Annotated in this window: 21 protein-coding genes; 5 read left to right on the top strand and 16 right to left on the bottom strand. The window is 60.4% G+C overall.

Going from position 1 to position 22,263, the window contains the following annotated elements; all coding sequences use genetic code 11:
- Nucleotides 1-50: 50 nt before the first annotated feature.
- The 6 genes from VFO93_RS09970 to VFO93_RS09945 form a co-directional block, all read right to left on the bottom strand.
- The gene (locus VFO93_RS09970) at nt 51-839 is read right to left on the bottom strand and encodes an SDR family oxidoreductase (protein WP_325134220.1); all 789 of its coding nucleotides are present in this window, start codon (nt 837-839) and stop codon (nt 51-53) included.
- Between the two features lie 84 nt (nt 840-923).
- The gene (locus VFO93_RS09965) at nt 924-1,286 is read right to left on the bottom strand and encodes a DUF1304 domain-containing protein (RefSeq protein ID WP_325134221.1); all 363 of its coding nucleotides are present in this window, start codon (nt 1,284-1,286) and stop codon (nt 924-926) included.
- A gap of 102 nt (nt 1,287-1,388) precedes the next feature.
- On the bottom strand, nt 1,389-1,775 hold the full coding sequence (locus VFO93_RS09960; RefSeq protein WP_325134219.1) for a spore germination protein GerW family protein: 387 nt from the start codon (nt 1,773-1,775) through the stop codon (nt 1,389-1,391).
- 142 nt (nt 1,776-1,917) lie between these two features.
- The gene (gene scpA, locus VFO93_RS09955; protein WP_325134218.1) at nt 1,918-4,077 is read right to left on the bottom strand and encodes a methylmalonyl-CoA mutase; all 2,160 of its coding nucleotides are present in this window, start codon (nt 4,075-4,077) and stop codon (nt 1,918-1,920) included.
- A gap of 35 nt (nt 4,078-4,112) precedes the next feature.
- The gene (locus tag VFO93_RS09950; protein WP_325134217.1) at nt 4,113-4,427 is read right to left on the bottom strand and encodes a hypothetical protein; all 315 of its coding nucleotides are present in this window, start codon (nt 4,425-4,427) and stop codon (nt 4,113-4,115) included.
- 122 nt (nt 4,428-4,549) lie between these two features.
- The gene (locus VFO93_RS09945; RefSeq protein WP_325134216.1) at nt 4,550-6,346 is read right to left on the bottom strand and encodes a methylmalonyl-CoA mutase family protein; all 1,797 of its coding nucleotides are present in this window, start codon (nt 6,344-6,346) and stop codon (nt 4,550-4,552) included.
- Nucleotides 6,347-6,517: 171 nt separating this feature from the next.
- Between VFO93_RS09945 and VFO93_RS09940 the strand changes: the two genes are divergently transcribed.
- From VFO93_RS09940 to dnaA, 3 genes are all read left to right on the top strand, one after another.
- Nucleotides 6,518-7,270 carry a 5'-nucleotidase C-terminal domain-containing protein gene (locus VFO93_RS09940; protein WP_325134215.1) on the top strand — a complete coding sequence of 251 codons (753 nt, stop codon included), beginning with the start codon at nt 6,518-6,520 and terminating at the stop codon, nt 7,268-7,270.
- 150 nt (nt 7,271-7,420) lie between these two features.
- Entirely contained in the window at nt 7,421-8,350 is a 930-nt protein-coding gene (locus VFO93_RS09935) for a metallophosphatase (RefSeq protein WP_325134214.1), read from the top strand.
- A 154-nt stretch (nt 8,351-8,504) separates the two neighbouring features.
- The gene (gene dnaA / locus VFO93_RS09930; RefSeq protein ID WP_325134213.1) at nt 8,505-10,064 is read left to right on the top strand and encodes a chromosomal replication initiator protein DnaA; all 1,560 of its coding nucleotides are present in this window, start codon (nt 8,505-8,507) and stop codon (nt 10,062-10,064) included.
- A 31-nt stretch (nt 10,065-10,095) separates the two neighbouring features.
- Here the strand turns inward: dnaA and VFO93_RS09925 are convergent, their stop codons facing one another.
- A complete protein-coding gene (locus VFO93_RS09925; RefSeq protein WP_325134212.1) occupies nt 10,096-11,325 on the bottom strand; it encodes an HD domain-containing protein in 1,230 nt (409 codons plus the stop codon).
- A gap of 222 nt (nt 11,326-11,547) precedes the next feature.
- Here VFO93_RS09925 and VFO93_RS09920 point away from each other — a divergent pair, with 222 nt between their 5' ends.
- Nucleotides 11,548-13,116, top strand: coding sequence for a PglZ domain-containing protein (locus tag VFO93_RS09920; protein WP_325134211.1), 1,569 nt, complete (start codon nt 11,548-11,550; stop codon nt 13,114-13,116).
- A 128-nt stretch (nt 13,117-13,244) separates the two neighbouring features.
- On the opposite strand, the gene VFO93_RS09915 is transcribed toward VFO93_RS09920, so the two are convergent.
- The 8 genes from VFO93_RS09915 to VFO93_RS09880 all read right to left on the bottom strand — a co-directional run bounded on the left by VFO93_RS09915 (nt 13,245) and on the right by VFO93_RS09880 (nt 20,074).
- Nucleotides 13,245-14,504, bottom strand: a complete 1,260-nt coding sequence (locus VFO93_RS09915) for a pyridoxal phosphate-dependent aminotransferase (RefSeq protein WP_325134210.1) — start codon at nt 14,502-14,504, stop codon at nt 13,245-13,247.
- A 106-nt stretch (nt 14,505-14,610) separates the two neighbouring features.
- A complete protein-coding gene (locus VFO93_RS09910) occupies nt 14,611-15,435 on the bottom strand; it encodes a rhamnogalacturonan acetylesterase (RefSeq protein ID WP_325134209.1) in 825 nt (274 codons plus the stop codon).
- Nucleotides 15,436-15,441: 6 nt separating this feature from the next.
- Nucleotides 15,442-16,227 carry a rhamnogalacturonan acetylesterase gene (locus VFO93_RS09905; protein ID WP_325134208.1) on the bottom strand — a complete coding sequence of 262 codons (786 nt, stop codon included), beginning with the start codon at nt 16,225-16,227 and terminating at the stop codon, nt 15,442-15,444.
- Between the two features lie 267 nt (nt 16,228-16,494).
- Nucleotides 16,495-16,878 (bottom strand): 50S ribosomal protein L19, encoded by a 384-nt coding sequence (gene rplS, locus VFO93_RS09900; RefSeq protein WP_325134207.1) that lies wholly within the window; start codon nt 16,876-16,878, stop codon nt 16,495-16,497.
- Nucleotides 16,879-17,089: 211 nt separating this feature from the next.
- Complete coding sequence (gene trmD, locus VFO93_RS09895) at nt 17,090-17,767, bottom strand: tRNA (guanosine(37)-N1)-methyltransferase TrmD (RefSeq protein WP_325134206.1); 678 nt, start codon at nt 17,765-17,767, stop codon at nt 17,090-17,092.
- Between the two features lie 70 nt (nt 17,768-17,837).
- On the bottom strand, nt 17,838-18,404 hold the full coding sequence (gene rimM / locus VFO93_RS09890; protein ID WP_325134205.1) for a ribosome maturation factor RimM: 567 nt from the start codon (nt 18,402-18,404) through the stop codon (nt 17,838-17,840).
- A 156-nt stretch (nt 18,405-18,560) separates the two neighbouring features.
- Nucleotides 18,561-19,112 (bottom strand): 30S ribosomal protein S16, encoded by a 552-nt coding sequence (locus VFO93_RS09885; protein ID WP_325134204.1) that lies wholly within the window; start codon nt 19,110-19,112, stop codon nt 18,561-18,563.
- A gap of 188 nt (nt 19,113-19,300) precedes the next feature.
- Complete coding sequence (locus VFO93_RS09880) at nt 19,301-20,074, bottom strand: acyl-CoA desaturase (RefSeq protein WP_325134203.1); 774 nt, start codon at nt 20,072-20,074, stop codon at nt 19,301-19,303.
- A gap of 343 nt (nt 20,075-20,417) precedes the next feature.
- On the opposite strand from VFO93_RS09880, the gene VFO93_RS09875 reads away from it, so the two are divergent.
- Nucleotides 20,418-21,260: a DUF6624 domain-containing protein gene (locus VFO93_RS09875; protein WP_325134202.1), complete on the top strand. Its 843-nt coding sequence runs from the start codon at nt 20,418-20,420 to the stop codon at nt 21,258-21,260.
- Here the strand turns inward: VFO93_RS09875 and VFO93_RS09870 are convergent.
- Nucleotides 21,257-21,967 (bottom strand): RluA family pseudouridine synthase, encoded by a 711-nt coding sequence (locus VFO93_RS09870; RefSeq protein ID WP_325134201.1) that lies wholly within the window; start codon nt 21,965-21,967, stop codon nt 21,257-21,259. The genes VFO93_RS09875 and VFO93_RS09870 overlap by 4 nt on opposite strands.
- Nucleotides 21,968-22,263: the final 296 nt, after the last annotated feature.

Raw genomic sequence — 22,263 nt, 5'->3', positions numbered from 1 at the left:
GAGATGCTTCGGCAAGCTCAGCATGACGGACGTTTTTATTATGTGCTTGCTCAAATGCTACGCACCACGCCGCCATCCACGCGCACTGAGGCGCCGTTGGTGGCCGCCGCCAGCGGGCTGCTGAGGTAGGCTACCATGCTGGCAATCTCATCGGTGGTGATGAAGCGCTGCAGCAGCGACGACGGCCGCGCATCGCGGAAAAACTCGTGCTCGGCTTCTTCGCGGGTTTTGCCTTCGCCGGCCAGCTTTTTCAGGAATTCCTCCACGCCCTCCGAGGCCGTAGGGCCGGGCAGCACCGAATTCACCGTTACGCCGGTGCCCTTGGTGAGCTCGGCTAGGCCGCGCGCCACGGCCAGCTGGGCGGTTTTGGTGGTGCCGTAGTGCACCATTTCAGCCGGTATTTGCAGGCCCGACTCACTCGAAATGAATAGAATGCGGCCCCAGTCTTCCTCTAGCATTAGGGGAAAGTACTGGCGCGAAAGCCGCACCCCGCTCAGCACGTTTACCTCGAAAAAGCGCAGCCAGTCGGCATCACTAATTTCGGCAAAGGGCTTGGGCTCAAAGATGCCCACGTTGTTGACCAGAATATCGACCCTAGGTACTCCGCGCAGTAGGTTATCGACCTGCGCCGCGTCGCCAAAATCGACGGCCACGCCGCGCACATTGGCTTCCGGCGTCTGGGCCACGATAGCCGCCTGGGCTTCCTGAATGCGCGCCTCGGTGCGCCCGGTGATGATGACGTGCGCACCCTCGGCGGCCAGCCGCTGCGCGATGGCCAGCCCAATGCCAGCCGTAGAGCCCGTGACAAGGGCAGTTTTATTTGCGATTTGGAGGTCCATGAACTTCAGATTTAGGAAAAAATAGTCCAGTCCTAAACCGAAGGTAGGCCAGTTTTGATTTTGCCAAACGCCTGCCGGGCCAGCCTAGGCCAGCCACAGCGCCGCCAGGGCCAGCGCGGCGGGCAGCGTTTGCACCAGCAAAATGCGCCCGCCTGCCGTGGCCGCCCCGTAGAGCCCCGCCACCGCCACGCACCCCAAAAAGAACGTGCCTACGCTACGGTGCCACTGCGGGTCGGCGATGAGCAGCGCCCATGCTAGCCCCGCCACCAGAAAGCCATTGTAGAGCCCTTGGTTGCCGGCCAGCGTCTTGGTAGCTGGAAACAGCTCGGCCGGCAGCGACTGGAATACCTTCGGCCCCCGCGAAACCCAGGCAAACATTTCCAACCACACGATATACACGTGAATGAGCGCCACAAGGCCGATGAGGAGTTGGCTGAGCAAGTGCATCCTAGGTTGCTGGAAAGGTTGAGTGCTCAAAGAAAAGCGTTGCTACTAAAAAGCTCACTAAACCGGGAGGTCTAGTGAGCTTTTTAGTAGCAACGCTTTATGTTAGTTCTTGCGGTCCTTCAGCAACCTAGGTACGCTCCGCAGCAGTAGCCACGCAATGGCCCCGCTCACCGCTACCAGCGGCACCACCGACGACCTGATGGGCCGGAAGCGGCTGTGGCCCTCCCGCAGCTCAATGTAGCCCACGGGCGTGAGCGACACGCCCGCCCCGGCCCCCAGGCCCGAGCCGGCTGCTTCGCCCGCCTCGGTGCCGCCACCCCCGCCACCGCCGAAGCCGTAGCGCGCCCGTGCTACCGGAATGACCGTGATGCCGTCGCGCTCGACGGGGGTACCGTACACGGCCTGAGCCGTAGCGGTGGTGCTGAGTTGCTGGCCGAGGCGCTCAAGCAGCGATTGGGCCGGAGTGGCGGCGGTAGCAGGGTTTTCCATAAAAGGCAGAAGGAAAAAGATTGATAGATTAATTATTCTGTCATGCTGAGCTTGCGAAGCATCTTATCACGCTAGGTTATTTCAACCGTGATAAGATGCTTCGCAAGCTCAGCATGACAGACGTTTTTGTACGCAAGCAAAGCTACTCGCCTAGCTCCTCCAGAATCTCCAGCGCTGCCTTGGCTATCACCGTGCCCGGCCCGTAGATGCCGGCCACGCCCGCGTCGTAGAGAAACTGGTAGTCCTGGGGCGGAATGACGCCGCCCGCGATAACCAGGATATCTGGCCGGCCTTCCTGCTCCAGCTCGCGGATGAGCTGGGGCAGCAGCGTGTTGTGGCCGGCGGCTAGGCTGCTCACGCCCACCACGTGCACGTCGTTGTCGACGGCCTGGCGGGCTACTTCGGCGGGGGTTTGAAAGAGGGGCGCGAGGTCCACGTCGAAGCCCACGTCGGCGAAGCTGGTGGCGATGATTTTGGCGCCGCGGTCGTGGCCGTCCTGGCCCATTTTGGCGACGAGCATGCGCGGGCGGCGGCCTTCGCGGGCGGCGAAGTCCTGGGCCGCCTGCCGGGCCTGGGCAAAATCGGCGTTGTCGGCCATGCCCTGCTGGTACACGCCCTGGATGGTGCGCGTGGTGGCCTGGTGGCGGCCCCAGGCAGCTTCGAGGGCGTCGGAGATTTCGCCGAGGGTAGCGCGGGCGCGGGCAGCGGTGACGGCGAGAGCCAGTAAGTTTTGAGTGTTGAGTTCTGAGTTTTGAGTTGACTCGGAGGCTTCATTGGTTGCCTCAGTTTTGCCTTTTGCCGCCTCGGTCAATGCCGCTAGCGCCGCCTGCACGGCCGCCTCATCGCGCTCTGCCCGAATCTTTTGCAGCCGCGCTACCTGGCTTTCGCGCACCGCGTCGTTATCGATTTGCAGCACTTCCAGCGGGGCTTCGCCCTCGGGCGCGGGGTATTTATTGACGCCCACTATCACCTCTTGGCCCGCGTCGATGCGCGCCTGCTTGCGGGCGGCGGCCTCCTCGATGCGGAGCTTGGGCAGACCGGTTTCGATGGCGGCGGCCATGCCCCCTAGGGCTTCTACCTCCTCGATGAGCGCCCAGGCCTGGTTGGCGAGGTCGGCAGTAAGGCTCTCCACGTAGTACGAGCCGCCCCAGGGGTCCACCACTTTGGTAATGTCGGTTTCGTGCTGGAGGTAGAGCTGCGTGTTGCGGGCGATGCGGGCCGAGAAGTCGGTGGGTAGGGCCAGGGCCTCATCCAGCGCGTTGGTGTGTAGGCTCTGGGTGCCACCTAGGGCAGCGGCGAGGGCTTCCACAGTGGTGCGCGTCACGTTGTTGAAGGGGTCCTGGGCCGTGAGCGAGTAGCCCGACGTCTGGCAGTGCGTGCGCAGGGCTAGGCTCTTGGGGCTCTGCGGGTTGAATTGTTGAATGAGCTTGGCCCACAGCAGGCGGCCGGCGCGCAGCTTCGCAATTTCCAGAAAGTGATTCATGCCGATGCCCCAAAAAAAGGACAGGCGCGGCGCAAACTCGTCAATCTTCAGCCCCGCCGCCAAACCGGCGCGCACGTACTGCACGCCATCGGCCAGGGTGTAGGCCAGCTCGATATCGGCGGTGGCGCCGGCCTCGTGCATGTGGTAGCCCGAGATGGAAATCGAGTTGAACTTGGGCATCTTCTCGGCTGTGTAGGCGAAGATGTCGGCAATGAGCCGCATGCTCGGCGCGGGCGGGTAGATGTAGGTATTGCGCACCATAAACTCCTTCAGAATGTCGTTCTGAATGGTGCCCGTCAGCTTTTCGGGCGGCACGCCCTGCTCCTCGGCCGCCACGATGTAGAAGGCCAGCACCGGCAGCACGGCCCCGTTCATGGTCATGCTCACCGACATCTCGCCCAGCGGAATCTGGTCGAAGAGAATCTTAATATCCTCCACCGAGTCGATGGCTACGCCGGCCTTGCCCACGTCGCCCACCACGCGGGGGTGGTCCGAGTCGTAGCCCCGGTGCGTAGCCAGGTCGAAGGCCACGCTCAGGCCCTTCTGGCCCCCGGCCAGGTTGCGGCGATAAAAAGCATTCGACTCCTCGGCCGTGCTAAAACCTGCGTACTGCCGCACCGTCCAGGGGCTTACGGTGTACATGCTGGCATACGGCCCGCGCAGATAAGGCGCAATGCCCGCCCCGAACCCTAGGTGCGGCAGGTGCGCCGCATCGGCGGCCGTGTACACGGCGGGGCCGGTGGCGGGGTAGTCGGTGGGCTTGGCGGCGGGTGGGAGCGAGGCCGCGTCGTAGGCGATAGAGGAGAAGTCGGGGCGCATAGTAAATACAGGTTATTTGCTAATAACCAGCTCAGTTAATGATGCTTTTCAAGCAAAGTAATGGGGCTTAAATCCTCAGCTATCCACTTGCTAGCAAAGTATAGGTACTCGTCAGGATAGTCTTCCAGGCGAGCGGGTTTTGAGGGGTCTGCTAAATGCTTTTCAACCTCAGCTTTCCAAAATTTAAAGCATTGGTCAGTCTCAATTACTTCTAATTCGTGGCCAACGTCAGCAATAGCGAAGAGAATAGGCTCAGCTTGAAGAATAACTTTTAGCTCCTCTTTAGTTAGCTGTTTTTCCCTCCGATAGCTGCCTAGGCCATCTCCAAGCTGGAAGTCCTTGATAGGCATTCTCATTATTATTTGCTTGGACACAATGCTAATAGCTAAAAGTTGGGACTATTCTGGAATCAGAGAAAAGATTAATAGTCGTCATGCTCAGCATGACGACCGTTTTCAAACCTTCTGCTGATTTACCGCCCTTGCAGCCGCGCCAACACCTCTTCCGTGTGGTGCCCCTCCACCACAAACTCCTTGAAGCCAAAGACCCGCACGGCTTCCAGCAGGGTAGCTAGGTCGGAATTTACCAGCGAGGGCACCTCAAAGACGTGGCCCACCGGCACCTGCTGCACTACCCGCGCCAGGTGGTCGAACTGCGCGGGCGTGGCGTACATGAGGGTAGCCTCGTCGGGCTTGGAAAAGAGCACCGAGTAGGAGTCGGGCGCAATGTCGGGCATGGGTGGCTGGCCTTGCTCGCCAGGGTGCAGCAAGTGCCAGAAGGCCTCGGCAATTTCTTCATTCACGCGGGCGCCGCCGAGCAGCACCAGCGTGGCCTGCTTGTCCTGGTTGGCGCGGCGTTCGAAGTGCAGGGCCGTAGCCAGGCGCAGCACCTCGCTGGGGTAGGTGGCGCGGGTGGTGTCGAAGTCGCGCGAGCGCAAAAGCTGCTTGGGCTGAAAATCGAACTTCTCCTGGGCGTTCTGGAAGCGGTTGGTGCCCACCACTACATCCTGGCCGGTGGCGATGCGCTTAAATTTTTCCAGCCCGACCTTGCTGATGGCCTCCATGGCCTGGCTGCGGGCTTCGAGCATGCCGCCTTTGGCTTCGAGGGCCTGAAACTCGGCCCACGCAGCGCGGGCCAACTCGTCGGTCAAAGTTTCGAGGAAGTAGGAGCCCGCCGCCGGGTCGGCTACCCAGTCGAGGTGCGCCTCTTCGAGCAGGATAAGCGGCTGGTTGCGCGCCAGGCGGGCGCTAAATTCATTAGGCGCCTGGTAGAGGCAGTCGAAGGCCGCCACCTGCACCGAATCGGCCCCGCCGAGCACGGCGCTCATGGCCTCGGTGGTGTGGCGCAGTAGGTTCGTGTGCGGGTCGAGGGTAGTCTGGTTCCAGGTCGAGGTCGAGGCGTGGATGAGCAGCTTGGCCGCGCCCTGCGGCGGTAGGCCGTAGGCGTGCAGCAGGGTGGCCCACAGGCGGCGGGTGGCCCGCAGGCGGGCTATCTCAGGGAAATAGCTGGTGCCAATGGCAAAATCGAGGTGAAAATTGGCGGCCACGTCGGCCGCCGTGATGCCGCACGCCTCATCGGGCAGGTAGGCCAGCATGGTGGCCGCCGTGCTCAAGCTATAGGCCACCTGCTGGGTCAGCGTCGCGCCCCGATTACCGAAAAAAGCCCCGTTCACGGCCAGTACCGGGAATTCGGCCCAGCCCCTTGCTAGCTCTACGCAGCGGCGCAGCGCCGTGCGAAACATCGCCAGCTCGGCTCCTTCTGGCACCGTCACGGGCGCAAATCGTAGGAACCCCCGCAACGGCTCACCTAGGCCAACTTCACGCAGGCGCTCCAGCAGCTGGTCGGGCTGATGCAGTACCGTGTAGCCTATCCAGGTAGTGGCCAGTGGCAGGCGGTCGGCCAGTTCAGAAAGGGCGAAGTTGGCGACCTCCTTATTCAGTATAAAGTGCACGCCGCCCGCACCGCGCGCCAAGGCATCGGCGGCCTGCTCTATCTGGAGGCGGCCATCGGTGCCGGCGGGCACGGTAAGGCACACCACATTGCGGCAGGGGGCGGGGCGGGGCGGCAGGGGCGCGGGGGCACCCCCTAGGGCCGTGAGCGCCTCGCGGTGGTAAAAAGGCTCGGCCACTAGCCCATCGGGCAGGGTCCAGCGCAGGCGGGCGGGGTCGGTGCCCTTGAGCTCGCGGGCCAATTGGGCCTGCCACTGCGTCGTGGTTACGGGCGAAAATTCGGGGAACGAAACCGGTGTAACCGGAGGCGTATCAGACATAGAGAAAGCGCTAAAAGCCGGGCCACCCACCCGTGCCAAAGATACCGCCCCGGCTTAAAGCGGCTGGGGCCCGGTGGTTGTTTAGGCTTGGCAAGGGCCACGCCCGGCGAGAACGAAGGCACTAAAAGCCGTAATTTTGTGGTTTCGGCGATAGCCTGCTTTTAGTTACGTATGATGCGTCTACTTCGTCCCGCTGCGGCGGGTTTATTTACCCTGCTGCTGGCCACCGCCTGCCAGCGCGGCCCACTCACAGCCACGGCCCACCTGCCGGCCACGTCGACAAGCCAGCCCGTGGGCAGCGCCGTGGTGCCTAACGCCGGAGCCGAGGCTTTTATCAAGCCCTACCACGATAAAGTGCTGGCCCAGATGCAGGAAGTGCTAGGCGTGGCCCCAGTGGCGCTGGGCAAAAACCCCGGCGAAAACCTTATCGTCAACTTCGTGGCCGACTTGCAGCGCACTGCCGCCGCCCAGGCCTTGCACCAGCCCATCGCGCTGGGCGTAATGACCAACGGCGGCATGCGCTCGCCGCTGCCCGCCGGCCCCATCACCCTTGGTAATGTGTTCGAGCTCATGCCCTTCGAGAATGAGTTGGTGGTAGTCGATGCCCCCGGCCCCGTGGTGCAGCAGCTGTTTGACTATGCTGCGCCCGTGCGGATGGCCATCTCGGGCGCTACCTACACCGTCGGCCCCGACAAGCGCCCGCAGAATATCCTCATTGGCGGCCAGCCCTTCGACCCTGCCAAAACCTATCCCATTGCCATTTCCGACTACCTGGCGGGCGGTGGCGACAACATGCCCTTTCTGCGCGGCGTGCCCGCGCGCGACACTGGCCTGCTGCTACGCGCGGCCATCTCCGACCACATTCGGGCGCTGACCAAGGCCGGCCAGCCGGTAACAGCTAAGATTGAAGGGCGAGTACGGTAATAAAGGTCATGCTGAGCGGAGCGCAGCGGAGTCGAAGCATCTCTACCGCTTCGTTGCTGGCGTTAGAAGTTACTCTGCCAAAGAGATGCTTCGACTCCGCTACGCTGCGCTCAGCATGACGATAATATTGATTTTAACGAAATTATACCTATGCACTCACGCCGTTCCTTCCTCCAAAAAACCGCCCTTGGCACCGCTGGCCTCAGCCTGCTCGGCCCGAGCCTCGTAGCTGAGGCTGCTGCCCGCCCGGCCCGGCTCACCATTCTGCACACCAACGATATGCACTCGCGCATCGAGCCGTTCCCCGAGAGTGCGCCGCAGTGGGCCGGCCTCGGGGGCATGGCCCGGCGCGAGGCGCTCATCGACAGCATCCGGCAGCAAGAGCCTAACGTGCTGCTGCTCGACTCGGGCGATATCTGGCAGGGCACGCCTTATTTCAACTTTTTTCAGGGCGAGCTGGAGTACAAGCTGATGTCGCGGATGAAGTACGATGCCAGCACCTTCGGCAACCACGATTTCGACAACGGCCTTGAGGGCCTGCAAAAGCAGCTGCCCAACGCCGGCTTCCCGTTTCTCATTGCCAACTACGACTTTGGCGGCACGCCGCTAGCCGGTCGCTTTCAGCCCTATAAGGTGTTCGAGAAGGCCGGCGCGCGCATCGGCGTGTTTGGCCTAGGTATCGAATTAAAGGGCTTAGTGGCTGATAAAAACTTCGGTGCTACCCAGTACCTCGACCCCGTGACGGTAGCCAAAGCCCAGGTGCAGCAGCTGCGTCAACACGAGCGTTGCGACATGGTGATTTGCCTGTCGCACCTCGGGTATAAGTACGAAAGCGAAAAGCTCGACGACCGCAAACTCGCCGCCCAAGTCGGCGGTATCGACCTCATTCTGGGCGGGCACACGCATACCTTCATGCCTGCGCCCGAGCCTATTACGGGGCCTCAAGGCCACATCACGCTCATTAACCAAGTAGGCTGGTCGGGCATCAACCTAGGGCGCATCGACTATGAGTTGCAACGCGGGGCGCGGCCCATGCGTGCCGTAGGCTCGCTGGTGCTGCCCGTGGGCGCTACCTGCTAAAAACGCGACATAAGCAAGCTTTTGGCGGCTTTTTTGTCTGCGCGTTTATGCGCAAATTTGTACCCCCCAAGCCCGAGCGGTTGCGTATCAGGCAGGGTTCGTTCGCTTTTTTTCGCCGCTAAGGGCTGGTTCTTTTGCCCCGTTTTCCGCTTCTATGTCGCAGGATTTTCGCATTGTTTGGGCTAATTGCCTGCGCGTTATCCGCACCGAAGTGGGGGAACAAAGCTTCCGTACCTGGTTCGAGCCCATCGCGCCCGTCGAATTGCAAGGCAAGGTGCTCACCATCCAGGTGCCGAGCGTGTATTTCTACGAATTTCTCGAAGAGCACTACGTAGAGGAGCTAAAGCGTGCGATTTTTCAAGAATTAGGCCCCGAAGGTCGCCTCGAATACAGCGTGGTAGTAGACCAGGGCAACGCCCAGGCGCCGCCCCGCGCCATGCACCTGCCCCCGGCCCGCAAAGCTGCCCCCGGCACCCCCGCCGCCGAAAACCGCGCCCCCGCCAACGGCCGCCCTTACAATAGCAACGGCTCGTCGTCTCAAACCAACGGCTTCGGCCGCAACGCTGGCGCCCCGCCCGCCCGCCACCTCGTGCCCGGGGCCAACCCGGCCACCGCCGCCCAGGCCCAGGCTGCCAGCACCCTGCGCAACCCCTTCGACGCGGCCAAAACGATGGACCGCAACATCGTGCCGTCGCAGCTCAACACGACGTACACCTTCGAGAACTACGTAGAAGGCGACTGCAACCGCCTCGCGCGCTCGGCCGGCCTCGCCGTGGCCAACAAGCCCGGTACCACCGCCTTTAACCCCCTGATGGTGTACGGCGGCGTAGGCCTCGGCAAAACGCACCTCGTGCAAGCCATCGGCAACCACATCAAGGCCACGAATACCGAGAAATTCGTGCTTTACGTCTCGGCCGAGAAGTTTACCAATCAGTTTATCGAAAGCCTGCAACGCAATGCTGTGCAGGACTTCGCCAACTTCTACCTGCTCGTCGATGTGCTCATCCTCGACGACGTGCAGTTCTTAGCCAACAAGGGCAAGACGCAGGAGATGTTCTTCCACATCTTCAATCACTTGCACCAGGGCGGCCGGCAGATTGTGATGACCAGCGACCGCCCCCCGCGCGAGCTCAGCGGCCTCGAAGACCGCCTGCTCTCACGATTCAAGTGGGGCCTCACCGCCGACGTGCAAAGCCCCGACTTCGAGACGCGCATCGCTATCATCCAGAACAAGGCCCAGCAGGACGGCATGGAAATCGCCCCGCAAGTGGTCGAGTACCTGGCCCACTCGGTGCCTACCAACGTGCGCGAGCTCGAAGGCGTGCTCACGACTCTACTGGCCCAAAGCGTGCTCACGCGCCGCGACATCGACCTAGACATGGCCAAGGGTGCCCTGCGCCACATCATCGAAGAGGTCGAGGCCGAAGTAAACGTAGATTTCATCCAGAAGACGGTGGCCGACTACTTTAGCATTCCGGTAGCGCTGTTGAAAGAGAAAACCCGTAAGAAAGAAGTAGTTACGGCCCGGCAGGTGGCCATGTACTTCACCAAGGAGCACACCACGCACTCGCTCAAAACCATCGGCTACCACTTCGGCGGCCGCGACCACGCCACGGTCATCCACTCGGTGCAAACGGTGTCGGACTTGATAGATTCCGACAAGAAATTCAAGGAGCAGATAGGCGAACTGCGTAAGAAGTTCGTGCAGAAATAAAAAAGGCCCGGTTTCAAACCGGGCCTTTTACTTATAGAATCTCCTTCGGGTAGCAGATATAATACTTCTGCACCTTCTGGCTCAACGCCCGAATATTCGGCAAATCCGACGCCTCCGTCACGTTCACAACCTTGCCGAGCTTGGTCAGGATATCAATGGTTTCCTGGCTGTTGGGGTCGTAAGCAGTGTTGCTAAGCTTACCGGTTATCATCAGTTGCCGGGCATCATCCAGCGGCAATTGGAAGGTTTCGGCAATCAGCTCCACGATGCCGAGCTGAAAATCCTCGTCGTAGGGCTCGGGGCGAATGACGATTTTGAATAGCTGCCGGTTGAGCAGGCTTTGGGCCAGGAAGCGGAGCACCTTGTCTTCGTGATTGACCCACGATTTGATGGCGCCCCAAATATCAATGTCATCGAGCTGCACGAAGCGGTTCAGAATATCCGAATCTGCTTGAAACTCGGCGAGCGTGACGGCGCGACCTAGGAAGTAAGTGAGGCAGCTGCTGCCCGGCACCGGCACCCCGGCGCGGGCCAGGTCGCGGGCGCGCTGCATCACGCGAATGACCATCTGCTCGGCGCTCGTAACGGCCTTGTGCAGATAGACTTGCCAGTACATCAGGCGGCGGCTCACTAGGAAGTTTTCGACCGAGTACACGGCTTTTTCTTCCAGTACCAGGCGCTCGTTCACTACTTGCAACATCTTGATGAGGCGGTCGGCGCCCGGCCGGCCTTCCTCTACACCCGTGTAAAACGAGTCACGGTTGAGGTAGTCGAGCCGGTCCATATCCAATTGGGAGCTAACCAATTGGTGAAAAAACTCGCGCCCGTAGCTGCCCTGAAACATCTCCATTGCCAGCGTGAGCCGGCCCGGAAACACCTCGTTGAGCCGCTCCATCAAGTAAAGCGACAGCTGCTCGTGCGGCACATCCTGGAAAATGCTGGTTTCCAGCGCGTGCGACAGCGGGCCGTGCCCGATGTCGTGCAGCAAAATGGCCACTTGCGCCGCCTCGCCTTCGGCCGCCGAGATTTTCACGCCCTTGTCCTTGAGCGTGCGCAGCGCCAGCTGCATGAGGTGCATGGCCCCCAGCGCGTGGTGAAAGCGCGTGTGCAACGCGCCAGGATACACGAGGTTGGTGAGTCCCAGCTGCTGAATGCGCCGCAAGCGTTGAAAGTACGGATGCTCAATTAAATCAAACAACAGCTCCGTGGGCACGGTTACGAACCCGTACACGGGGTCGTTAAATATCTTCTTTTTGTTCATGTTAGTAGCGCCAAGCTCCAGCTTGGCGAAGGCGTTGGCCGATGAGTGCCGCCCGTTGGCCGACTAAGAGGCTCTTCTAAGAACCTAAACGTGCGTTTTCCGGTAAAGCTACGGCGAGCTTAGCATCCGGGATACTACCGGCGCGGTTCGGGCCGTTAGCTTCGCTACCACTACCAAATTACCATTTCCCCTGCGCGACGCCCCTGCGGCGCGCTTCTGCTTATGCAACGATACTCCATTCTCTGGGCCGACGACGAAATTGACCTGCTCAAGCCGCACATCCTGTTTCTCAAGGAGAAAGGCTACGACGTAACGCCCGTCAACTCCGGGGCCGATGCGCTCGAAGAGGTGCAGGAAAACTCCTACGACCTGGTTTTTCTGGACGAAAACATGCCCGGCCTCACCGGCCTCGAAACGCTGACCGAAATCAAGGTGGTGCGCCCCACAGTGCCCGTCGTGATGATTACGAAGAGCGAGGAGGAGCACATTATGGAAGGTGCCATCGGCGCCAAAATTGCCGACTACCTCATCAAGCCGGTTAACCCGAACCAGATTCTGCTGTCGGTGAAGAAAGTGCTGGACAACAAGCGCTTGGTAACCGAAGCAACCAACTCGGGCTACCAGCGCGATTTCCGCCAACTCGGTATGCAGCTTTCCGACCGCCTCTCGCCCTCTGAGTGGGTTGATGTATATAAGAAGCTCGTGTATTGGGAGTTGGAAATCAACGAGACCGAGGGCAAAAGTATGGCTGAGGTGTTCAACATGCAGAAGGACGAGGCGAATACTTACTTCGGCCGCTTTATCATCGAGAACTACGAGGATTGGGTAAACGGGCGCGATAAGAACGCCCCCATGATGTCGCACCAGCTATTCAAGGAAAAAGTATTTCCCTTGATGAAGCAGACGGGCGACACGCCGGTGTACTTCGTGCTCATCGACAACTTGCGCTACGACCAGTGGAAAATCCTGGAGCCGATTATCGCGGAGCTGTTTACGGTGGACTCGGAAGAGCTGTATTACAGCATCTTGCCCACTACCACGGCCTATGCTCGCAATGCCATTTTTGCGGGGATGATGCCGGGCGACATCCAAAAGAAATACCCCAATCTGTGGGTGTGGGACGAGGACGAGGAAGGTAAAAACCTGCACGAGGCCGAGTTCATGGAAATCAACTTCCAGCGCAACAACCAAAAGGCCAAGCACAGCTACCACAAGGTGACTAACTTGCAGGCTGGCAAGGACTTGCTCGGCAAGATGAGCAACCTGCACAACAACTACAAGCTCAACGTCATCGTCTACAACTTCGTGGACATGCTCTCGCACGCCCGCACCGACATGGCGATGATACGCGAGCTGGCGGCCGACGAAAGCGCCTACCGCAGCATCACGCGCTCGTGGTTTTTGCACTCGCCGCTGTATGAGATGCTCCAAACCATAGCCGAGAAAAAGGGCAAGCTGGTCATTACCACCGACCACGGCACCATCCGCGTGAAGCGCCCGTACAAGATTGTGGGCGACCGCAACACGAACACCAACCTGCGCTACAAGCACGGCAAAAACCTAGGATTTGATGAGAGCCGCGACGTGTACGTGGTGCGCAAGCCGGAAAGCATTTTCCTGCCCCGCGAAAACGTGAGCACGGCCTACGTCTTCACGCTCGGCGACTATTTCTTCGCCTACCCCAACAACTACAACTACTACGTGAACTACTACAAGGACACGTTCCAGCACGGCGGCGTGTCGTTGGAGGAGTGCATCATTCCGTACATTACGCTGACGCCTAAAGGGTAAGCGCAAGGTTTCGCGAAGTAAACAGAGGTTTCGCCAGGTTTGAGCAGTCGTAAAAAGAGGTTTCGCCAAGTTTGAACAATCGTTGTTCTACCCAGCGAAACCTCTGTTTACTTCGCGAAACCTTGCGCTTAGGTCAGCTTATCCAGCGCCGCCTTGAGCCGCGGCAGCGCTGCTTCAATGGAAGCCTGCGACTCGGCCCCGACCGACAGCCGGAACCACGGCGCGGAAGCCGGCGCACCAAAGGCGCTGAACGGTACAATGGCCAGCTTAGCCTCGGTGAGCAGGTAGGACGTCACTTCCTTGGTCGTAGCCAGTACCTCGCCGGAGGGCGCAGTGCGGCCCAGCACGTCGATTTTGGCAGTGAGGTAGATGGCCCCGGCCGGCGCGATGGCATCGACGGGGTAGCCCTGCTCGCGCAGGCTTTTCAGGCCGTGGTAGGCCGCGTCGAGGCTGGCTTGCAGCTTGCCCTTAAACTCGGTGAGGAATGTGTCAACCTCGTGCGTGCGGGGCAAAAAGGCGGCCGTGGCCACCTGCTCGGCCTTGGGTGCCCAGGCGCCCATGTGGCCCACCAGGCCCTTCATCTTGTCAATCACCAGCTTGGGCCCGAAGCCGTAGCCCACGCGCACGCCGGTGGCAGCAAAGCACTTGGAGGTGCCATCGATGTACACCACGTAGTCGCGCAGGGCGGGGCGCAAGCTCACGGGGTCGAAATGCTGGGTTTCGCCGAAGGTGAGCAGCCAGTAAATCTGGTCATAGAGGATGTAGAGCGGCTTTTCGTCGGGGCCGCGGCGCTGGTTTTCGGCCAGCACGAGGTCGCAGATTTCCTCAAGCGCCTCCTTGGTGAATACCGTGCCGGTGGGGTTGAGCGGCGAGCACAGCGCCAGCAGCGTGGCCCCGGCCAGATGCGGGGCCAGCTCGGCCGCCGTGGGCATGAAGTTGTTTTCGGGCTGGGTGGCCACCGCTACCTGCTCGGCCCCGGTGAGGTGGCAGTAGTGGTTGTTGTTCCACGACGGGGCGGGGTACACTACGCGGTCGCCGGGGTCTACGAGGGCCAGGTAGGCGGCGTAGATGAGCGGGCGCGAGCCACCAGCTACCATCAATTCATCGGCGGGCGAGTAGCTGAGGCCCAAACGTTTCTTCAAGAAGTCGGCAGCGGCCTGGCGCAAATCTACGGTGCCGGGCGCGGGCGGGTAGTTGGTGTGGCCGGCCTGGTAGGCGGCGATGATATCGTCGCGCAGCTCGGTCGGAATGGGGAACAGCTTGGGGTCGAAGTCGCCAATCGTGAGGTTGCAAATCGTCGCGCCCTGGCGAATCTGCTCGCTCACGGCGTTGCCGATTTTGATAATTTCGGAGCCGCTCATCTGGTCGGCCAGCCGGGAAATACGCATGGGGTAGGAGGGGTAGGGGAAAAGACAGAACAGCCCCAAAGATACCGCCGCCGCAGGGGGTAACGGTGGTGTAAAACCGCTGCTACTAGTGCCGGCGCGGCTTGCCTTACGGGGTGGTGGGCTGCGCCGCCGCGCCGGCCGGGGTCGCCACGGCGTTTTTGGGCAAGGGCCGGGCCAGGTGCGCTTCGGCCAGCGCCACGTGCTGGGCGCGCAGGTCATTGACTACGAGCTGGGCCATCTTGCGGGCACCCAGCTCGTTGAAGTGGGTGTTGTCGGCGCGGCCCAGCGGGTAGTTGGGGTGGTCGCCGGGGGCTAGCTGCATGAACAATAGCTTGGAATTTTCCTCACCCAGTTGCTGAAGCAACTCGCGGCTCAGGCGGTCGAGGTCTACCAGCAGCGTTTTTTGTTTCTGGGCTACTGCCGCCGTGGCCGCCGAGTACAGCACGTGCGTTTCCTTGATGTGGCCATTTTGGTCGAAATACCGGCGCGTAACCGGCGTCAGCAGCACCGGAATGGCTTGCTTGGCGCGGGTTTCGGTTACGAATTTGGTGAGGTTGCGGCGGTAGTCTTCGGGCGAAGTATAGCGGTCGGGATAGTTTTGCGACTCGTCGTTGTGCCCGAACTGAATGAACACGTAATCACCCGGTTGCAATGCCTCTACAACTGGCTGCCAGCGATTTTCAGCCAGAAACGTGCGGGTGCTGCGGCCGTTCTGCGCGCGGTTGTCCACGACCACCGTCGTGTCGAAAAACGTGCCCAGCGGCATCCCCCAGCCCGTTTCCGGAAACGTCGCCCGCACTTTGTTCGCCATCGTGGAGTCGCCGATAAGGTAGAGTTTCGTCTTGCGTGGCGGAGTTGGGGCGGCGGCAAAAGCCAGTAGGGCCAGCGTCGCCAGTGGGGCAGTTCTGCGGAGGAAAGCGGTTAGCATCATAAAAAACTAGCGAGCCTGCGCATCTACCGTCTTCTTTACCGCGCCTTGCCGCAGGTGGTCAACCAGACCTAGTTTGAGCGCCCGCATATCGGCCAGTACCAGCTCGGCCATACGTCTGGCCCCCAGCTCGTTGAAGTGGGTGTTGTCCTCGCGGCCGTCGGGGTAGTTGGGGTGCTCGCCGGGCGCGAGGTGGTTGAAGAGCAGCTTCGAGTTTTCGACGCCGAACTGCTGGAGCAGCGCTTGGCTGCTGCGGTCGAGGTCGATGAGCGGCGTATTGGTTTCGCGGGCTACGGCGCGCACCAGCTCGGCGTAGGCGGCGTGGGTTTCCTCTATTTTGCCGGCGTCGTCAAACTTGCGGCGGGCTACCGGCGTCAGTAGCACCGGCTGGGCCTGGTGGCTACGCGTTTCGCTCACAAAGCGCTTGAGGTTGGCCGTGAATTCAGCCTCGGGCGTGTAGCTGCGCTTGGTGGGCACCTCGTCGTTGTGCCCAAACTGGATGAAGACGTAATCGCCCACGTGCAGTTCGCTGGCTACCGGCTGCCAGCGGTTCTCGGCCAAGAAGCTCTTGGTACTGCGGCCGTTCTGCGCCCGGTTGTCCACCGCCACCGTCTCATCAAAAAACGCGGCAAAGGGCATCCCCCAGCCCGTTTCGGGGTAGGCTTTTATCTCCTTGATGGACATGGTGGAGTCGCCAATCAGATACACCTTGAGGGGCGCGGGCGCGGCCGGCCGAAAAGCCAGCAGCGCCACCAAACTCAGCGCGGCCGTGGCCGACAAAAGGCGGGAAAGCATAGGGGTGGGAGGGAAATAATCAGTGCAGGCTGGCAACAACCGCCAGCCCATCCGCAAACCTACTGGCCGCGCGGCTGCATTTTAACGAACTGGCCGGCAACAACCGCCAGCCCATCCGCAAACCTACTGGCCGCGCGGCCCGCTAGCTACACTTTTCTGCGCAATTGTTGCCGACAACGTTGCCAGTGTACCTAGGATGCGGACGCAAAAAAGCCGGCCTTCCTGGAAACAGGAAGGCCGGCTTGCTAGGCTTGCGGAAAGCGGAGCTTAGGCTGCTACTTCGGCTTTTACCACGTCGCGGCGACGCTCTTTGATACGAGCAGCTTTGCCCGAGAGGCCGCGCAGGTAGAACAGACGAGCGCGACGCACTTTACCGCGGCGAATCAGCTCGATTTTGTCGATGTTGGGCGACAGCAGCGGGAAAATCCGCTCGGTGCCGATTTGGTTCGAGATTTTGCGAACGGTGAAGGTTTCGCCGTTGCTGCTGGGGTTGCGGCGCTGCAGCACCACGCCCTGGAACTGCTGAATGCGCTCCTTGTTGCCCTCGCGGATTTTTACGTGGACATTGATGGTGTCACCGGCAGCAAACTTGGGAAAGCTGGCGCGGCGCTCCTGGCCTTCGGCATTGATGAAATCGAGTAGTACGCTCATGGCGAAAAAAAGAATTACAAAGCAGGCAGCGCCGCTGCCCACAGGTTGGTATTTTGCGAAACGGAGCGCAAAGATAGAAAATTATGACTGAAAAAGCAAATGGGGTGAGAAGGTAAGTAGGTGATTAAGTGAAGAAGTGTCAGGAAGCCCAAGTTCAAGTCGTTCGCTCACCCAATCACCTTCTTACCTATTTACCTACTCACCTGTTTACTTATTCACCTACTAAATCAGGGCGTTTGGCCTGCGTGCGAGCCAGCGCCTGCTCGTGCCGCCACTCCTCAATCTTGGGCGTGTTGCCCGAGAGCAGGATGTCGGGCACGACCCGGCCGCGCCATTCGGCCGGGCGGGTGTACACGGGCGGGGCCAGCAGGTTGTCCTGGAAGGAGTCGGACAAGGCCGATTCCTCATTGCCGAGCACGCCGGGCAGCAGCCGCACCACGGCATCGACCAGGATAGCGGCGGCCAGCTCGCCGCCGCTCAGTACATAGTCACCCACGCTGATTTCGTGCGTAACGTAGTGGTCTCGAATGCGTTGGTCGATGCCCTTGTAATGCCCGCAGAGGATGATGACGTTGCCCAGCAGCGAGAGCTTATTGGCCAGCGGCTGGCGCAGGGTTTCGCCATCGGGCGTTACGTAAATGATGGCGTCATACGGGCGCTGGGCTTGCAGCTCATCAATCCAAGCCGCGATGGGCTCGACGCGCAGCACCATGCCCGCCCCGCCGCCAAACACGTAGTCGTCAATCTGCCCGTGTTTGTTGATGGCGTGGTCGCGCAGCTGGTGCAGGTGGATTTCGGCCAAGCCCTTTTCCTGCGCCCGCTTCACGATGGAATGGGCGAAAGGGCTTTCGAGCAGCTCGGGCTGGCAGGTGAGGATGTCGATACGCATCGAGGGGAAATGTAGGGTAAGCTTTAGCTTGCCAAGCATGGAAAAGGCAAGCTAAAGCTTACCCTACAACTTAGTCCGCGTTGGGATTTTTGTGGGCGTTCGGGTTCATGTAGATGTCGAGCAGGCCTTCGGGCATGTTGACAAATAGCTGCTTTTTCTCCATGTCGGCGTGGCTCACCAGCTCGTCTACCACGGGCAGCAGCACTTCCTGGCCCTGGTAGCGCATGGCCAGCACGTCTTGCTGCGGCAGCTCGTAGAAGTTTTCGACTACGCCCAGGGCACCTTCTTTCTCGTCAATAACCTGGAAGCCAATAACGTCGTGGAAATAGAATTGCGCGTCGCCCAGTTCGGGTAGCTCGCTCAGCGGCAGCCACAGCTTGGCCCCGCGCAGCGGCTCGGCCTCCTCAATACGGTCGATGCCGCGCAGCTTGAGCAGCACGCGCAGGCCGGTTTGTGGGTTCACGCGCTCGACCTGGTAGGGCAGGAGCTTGGTGGGCGCGGCGGGCAAAGCCAGGTACACTGTCTTCAGTTTGTCGTAAGTCGCCGCGTCGTCCACATCCAGCTGGGCAGCCATCTGGCCTTTCAGGGCGTGGGGCTTCACGATGAAGCCGAGCTCAAAGCATTCGTCAAGAGTCATAACCTAGGGGTGATGAGGTGAGAAGGTAGAGGGTGAAGAGGTAAGCGGGCAATAGCCACGCGAAAAAAGAAGAAGGTGATTAAGCGGAATTCGACGGGGCAACCCGTCCATTTCCTACTTAATCACCTCCTTACCTGTTACCTAATCACCAGCAACCTAGGCGGCAGCTTCGGCCGAAGTTTCGGCAGTTTCCGTCGAGCCTTCGGTAGCTTCTTCAGCAGTCGGGGCGGGCGTAGCAGCAGCCAGGGCGTCAGCCTGCTTTTTGGCCAGGGCAGCGGCGCGGGCTTCTTTCACCTTGGTTTCGGCGGCCAGGGCAGCAGCGCGGCTCTCCGCCTTGGTGTCTACGAGGCCGGTTTTCTTGGCTTCGATTTTAGCGTCTTTCTCGCTCAGCCACTGCTGGAAACGCTGGTCGGCCACTTCCTGGGTCAGCGCGCCTTTGGTTACGCCGAGCTGGAGATGACGACGTAGCAATACGCCGCGGTAAGCCAGCATAGCGCGCACCGTTTCGGTGGGCTGCGCACCGTTCATCACCCAGTAGAAAGCGCGGTCGCCGTCGTAGTTGATGGTAGCGGGGTTGGTGTTGGGGTTGTAGGTACCGAGCTTCTCGATGAAGCGGCCATCGCGGGGAGCGCGGGCGTCGGCTACTACGATGTCGTAAGTCGCGGCCTTTTTACGGCCACGGCGGGCGAGGCGGATTTTAACTGCCATAAACCTTGGGGGTTGTGCGACGCAGCTCGTGCGTCTGGGTGAAATTAATTTCCCGGTTTGGGGCCGCAAAGGTACGGAGAACCAAGCCAATAAAAAAGGCCGAAGTTCAACTTCGGCCTTTTTGTGTAGGGTAAGCTTTAGCTTGCCAGTCTCTGGAAAAGGCAAGCTAAAGCTTACCCTACATGCACCTAGGCAGCCTTTGCCATTTTTCGCACGCGCTGCTTAGGCTGCACGTTTTTGCGCTTAATCTTGATAATACGGGCCTTGTCCAGCGTCCAGATGGCCACGTAGGTCGGGTCAAACTCCCACCACTTCACGCCGAAGTTCACGCGCATCGGCAGCTTGTGGTGGTTGTTCTGAAACAGCTCGCCAAAGGCCAGAAAGTCCAGCGCCAGCGTGTTCTTGCTCTTGTCGTGGTTGTCGAAGTTCTGGTAGCCGTACTTGTGGCCGCCCCAGTTCACGATAGCCCCGTGAATCGGGCCCATCAAGAAGTGAATCGGCAGCAGCAGAAACTGCCACCACGCCGTAGCGAAGTTGATGTAAAACAGCACGTAGAGCGTGCCCCAGCCCAGGCGCGAATACGCGGTAGCCCCAAAGTTTTCCAGCGCCTTCCACTCCGGAATGTCGCCCTCGAAGCGCAGCGCCAGCTCGTTACGCTCGTTCACCACGTCGTTGTAGATGTTTTTGGTCTTCCACATCATGTCGAACGCATTGTTGGAGAAGTGTGGCGAGTGCGGGTCCAGCTCCGTGTCGGAGTAGGCGTGGTGCATGCGGTGCAGCAGCGCGTAGGCCCGCGGCGACAAAAACGAGCTGCCTTGGCAGATGTACGTGAACAGGAAGAAGAATTTCTCCCAGAACTTGTTCATCGTAAACATTTTATGCGCCGCGTAGCGGTGCAGGTAAAACGTCTGCGTAAACAGCGACAAGTAGTAATGAGCTACGAAGAAAACCAGAATAGCCATTCAGTAAGGTTGTAAGCGTGAAAGAAGCGCCGCCCGCAGAAGCTATTCGCTCGGGGCTTAGTTCATCAGGGCTACAAAATTACGGCCCCTGGGTAGGCTAATTGGCCCCGGAAAGACACAATGCCATAATGTTACACGGGAGGCAAATGTGTCCGATAGGAATACTGAAAAGTGTTTGTGCCGGATTAAGAAAGTACAGCGCCATCATGCAGAGAACATACCAATTACCTGGTTTGCTGCGTTGCTTTACACCATGAAAAACGTGTTAGTAACCATGCTGGTGCTGCTGTGGGCGGCAGCAGCCTAGGCGCAGGCCACCTTCCCGGCGCTCCGGGCGCAGGCCTTGGCAGCTTACAAAGGGAAGCGGTACCAGGAATCGGGGCAGTGCTACGAGCAGAGTTTCCGGCAGCCGGGGGTGCAGCCGGCGGCCGGCGATTTTTATAATGCGGCCTGTAGCTGGGCGCTGGCGGGCGAGTCGGCCAAGGCGTTTCAAAACCTAAACCGCGCTATAAAGGCTGGGTGGGATAATGCGGAGCACCTCAAAACCGACAGCGACCTCGACTCCCTGCACGCCGACAAGCGCTGGGCACCCATGCTGAACAAGCTGCAAGCCGCCGCGGCGCGGGCCGAGGCCAAGCTAAACCAACCACTAAAGCGCGAATTGACCAGTATTCTGGAATCGGACCAAAGCCTGCGCCGCCAGATAGCGCCCACGCAACAGAAATACGGCCCCAAATCGCCCCAAATGGACTCGCTGTGGAAGCAGATGCAGCGCGCCGACGCCCGCAACCTACCCCGCGTCACGGACATTATCGACCAGTATGGCTGGCCCGGCAAAAGATTAGTAGGCCGCTCGGGCAGCTTGGCGGCATTCTTTGTGATTCAGCATTCCAACCTGGCCACCATGCAGAAATACCTGCCCCTGATGCGGGTGGCGGCTGCCAAAGGCGAACTGGAAAAGCAGAACCTGGTGCTGCTGGAAGACCGGGTACTGACCTCTCAGGATAAGCCACAACTATATGGTAGCCAGTACCGCTACAACGCCAGTACTGGCAAGCCCGAGTTCTTTCCCATTGCTGACGAAGCGCACGTGGATGAGCGCCGGGCCAGTATGGGCCTAGAGCCACTAGCCGACTACGCCAAAAATTTCGGTTTGGACTACCACCCGGCCGCTAAGCAGCCCTAGTTGTAAAACGCCCGCGCCGCGTCCCAGTGCGGAGCGTCGGGCAGCGGGGCCACGAATTTCAACGCCTCCTTGGTCACGGGGTGCTGAATCTCCAGCTGGCGGGCGTGCAGCGCGATGCTCACGTCGGGCAGCGGGTTGAGGAAGCCGTACTTCACGTCGCCCACGATGGGGGTGCCCAGGCCGGTCGAGAGCTGCACCCGAATCTGGTGCGGGCGGCCCGTTACGGGGTTCACTTGCAGCAGGTAGCGGTTGGCGGCAGGGCCCAGCAGTTCGTAGCTGAGCTCCGAGCGCTGGCCCTGGGTGTGGCGCTCGGGATAGGCCTTGGTTACGTTGCGGATGGTGTCCTTTACCAGCCAGTGCACCAGCGTGCCGTGCTCGGGCACGGGTGGCTTGCCGGTGAGCGCCCAGTAGGTTTTCTTCACCTGGTTGTCGCGAAACATCTCGTTGAGGCGGCTCAGCGCCTTGCTGGTTTTGGCCAGAATGACGATGCCCGACACCGGCCTATCGATGCGGTGGCACACGCCCACAAAGGCCGCGCCGGGCTTTTTGTACTTGAACTTCAAGTACTCTTCGGCCTTCTTAGAAAGCGGCTCGTCGCCGGTTTCGTCGCCTTGCACCAAGATGCCGGCGGGCTTATTAATGACCAGTAAGTGGTTGTCTTCAAACAGAATTTCGTTCTGCTCGGACCAGAGATTGGGGCGATTCACGTCGGGGGGCGGCGGGCTAAGCGGAGGCGGCAGGGGCAACGCCGGGGCCCGCGGGGCCGCTCGCGCGTCATTCGGGCCACTCTTACTACCTAGTCAGCTAGTCGGGGCCCCTGCTACTGTGGGCAAAGGTAAGTAGAGCGGCCGAATGCCAAAGCGGCGCGCCTACTTACCCGGTGGGCGGTGCTGTAGCCTCGGCCGGGCTGTACCAGTTGCTGGCGCGCGACAAAAACACCATCGCCGCCAGCCACACCCCTTTCGCTACCGCCACAGCTATGAAAAAGGCATTTCGTGTACAT

The sequence above is a fragment of the Hymenobacter sp. genome, from assembly GCF_035709525.1.
Classification (GTDB): domain Bacteria; phylum Bacteroidota; class Bacteroidia; order Cytophagales; family Hymenobacteraceae; genus Hymenobacter.
The sequence above is the reverse complement of the archived record's forward strand: the minus strand, read 5'-3'. Positions and strand labels throughout refer to the sequence as shown.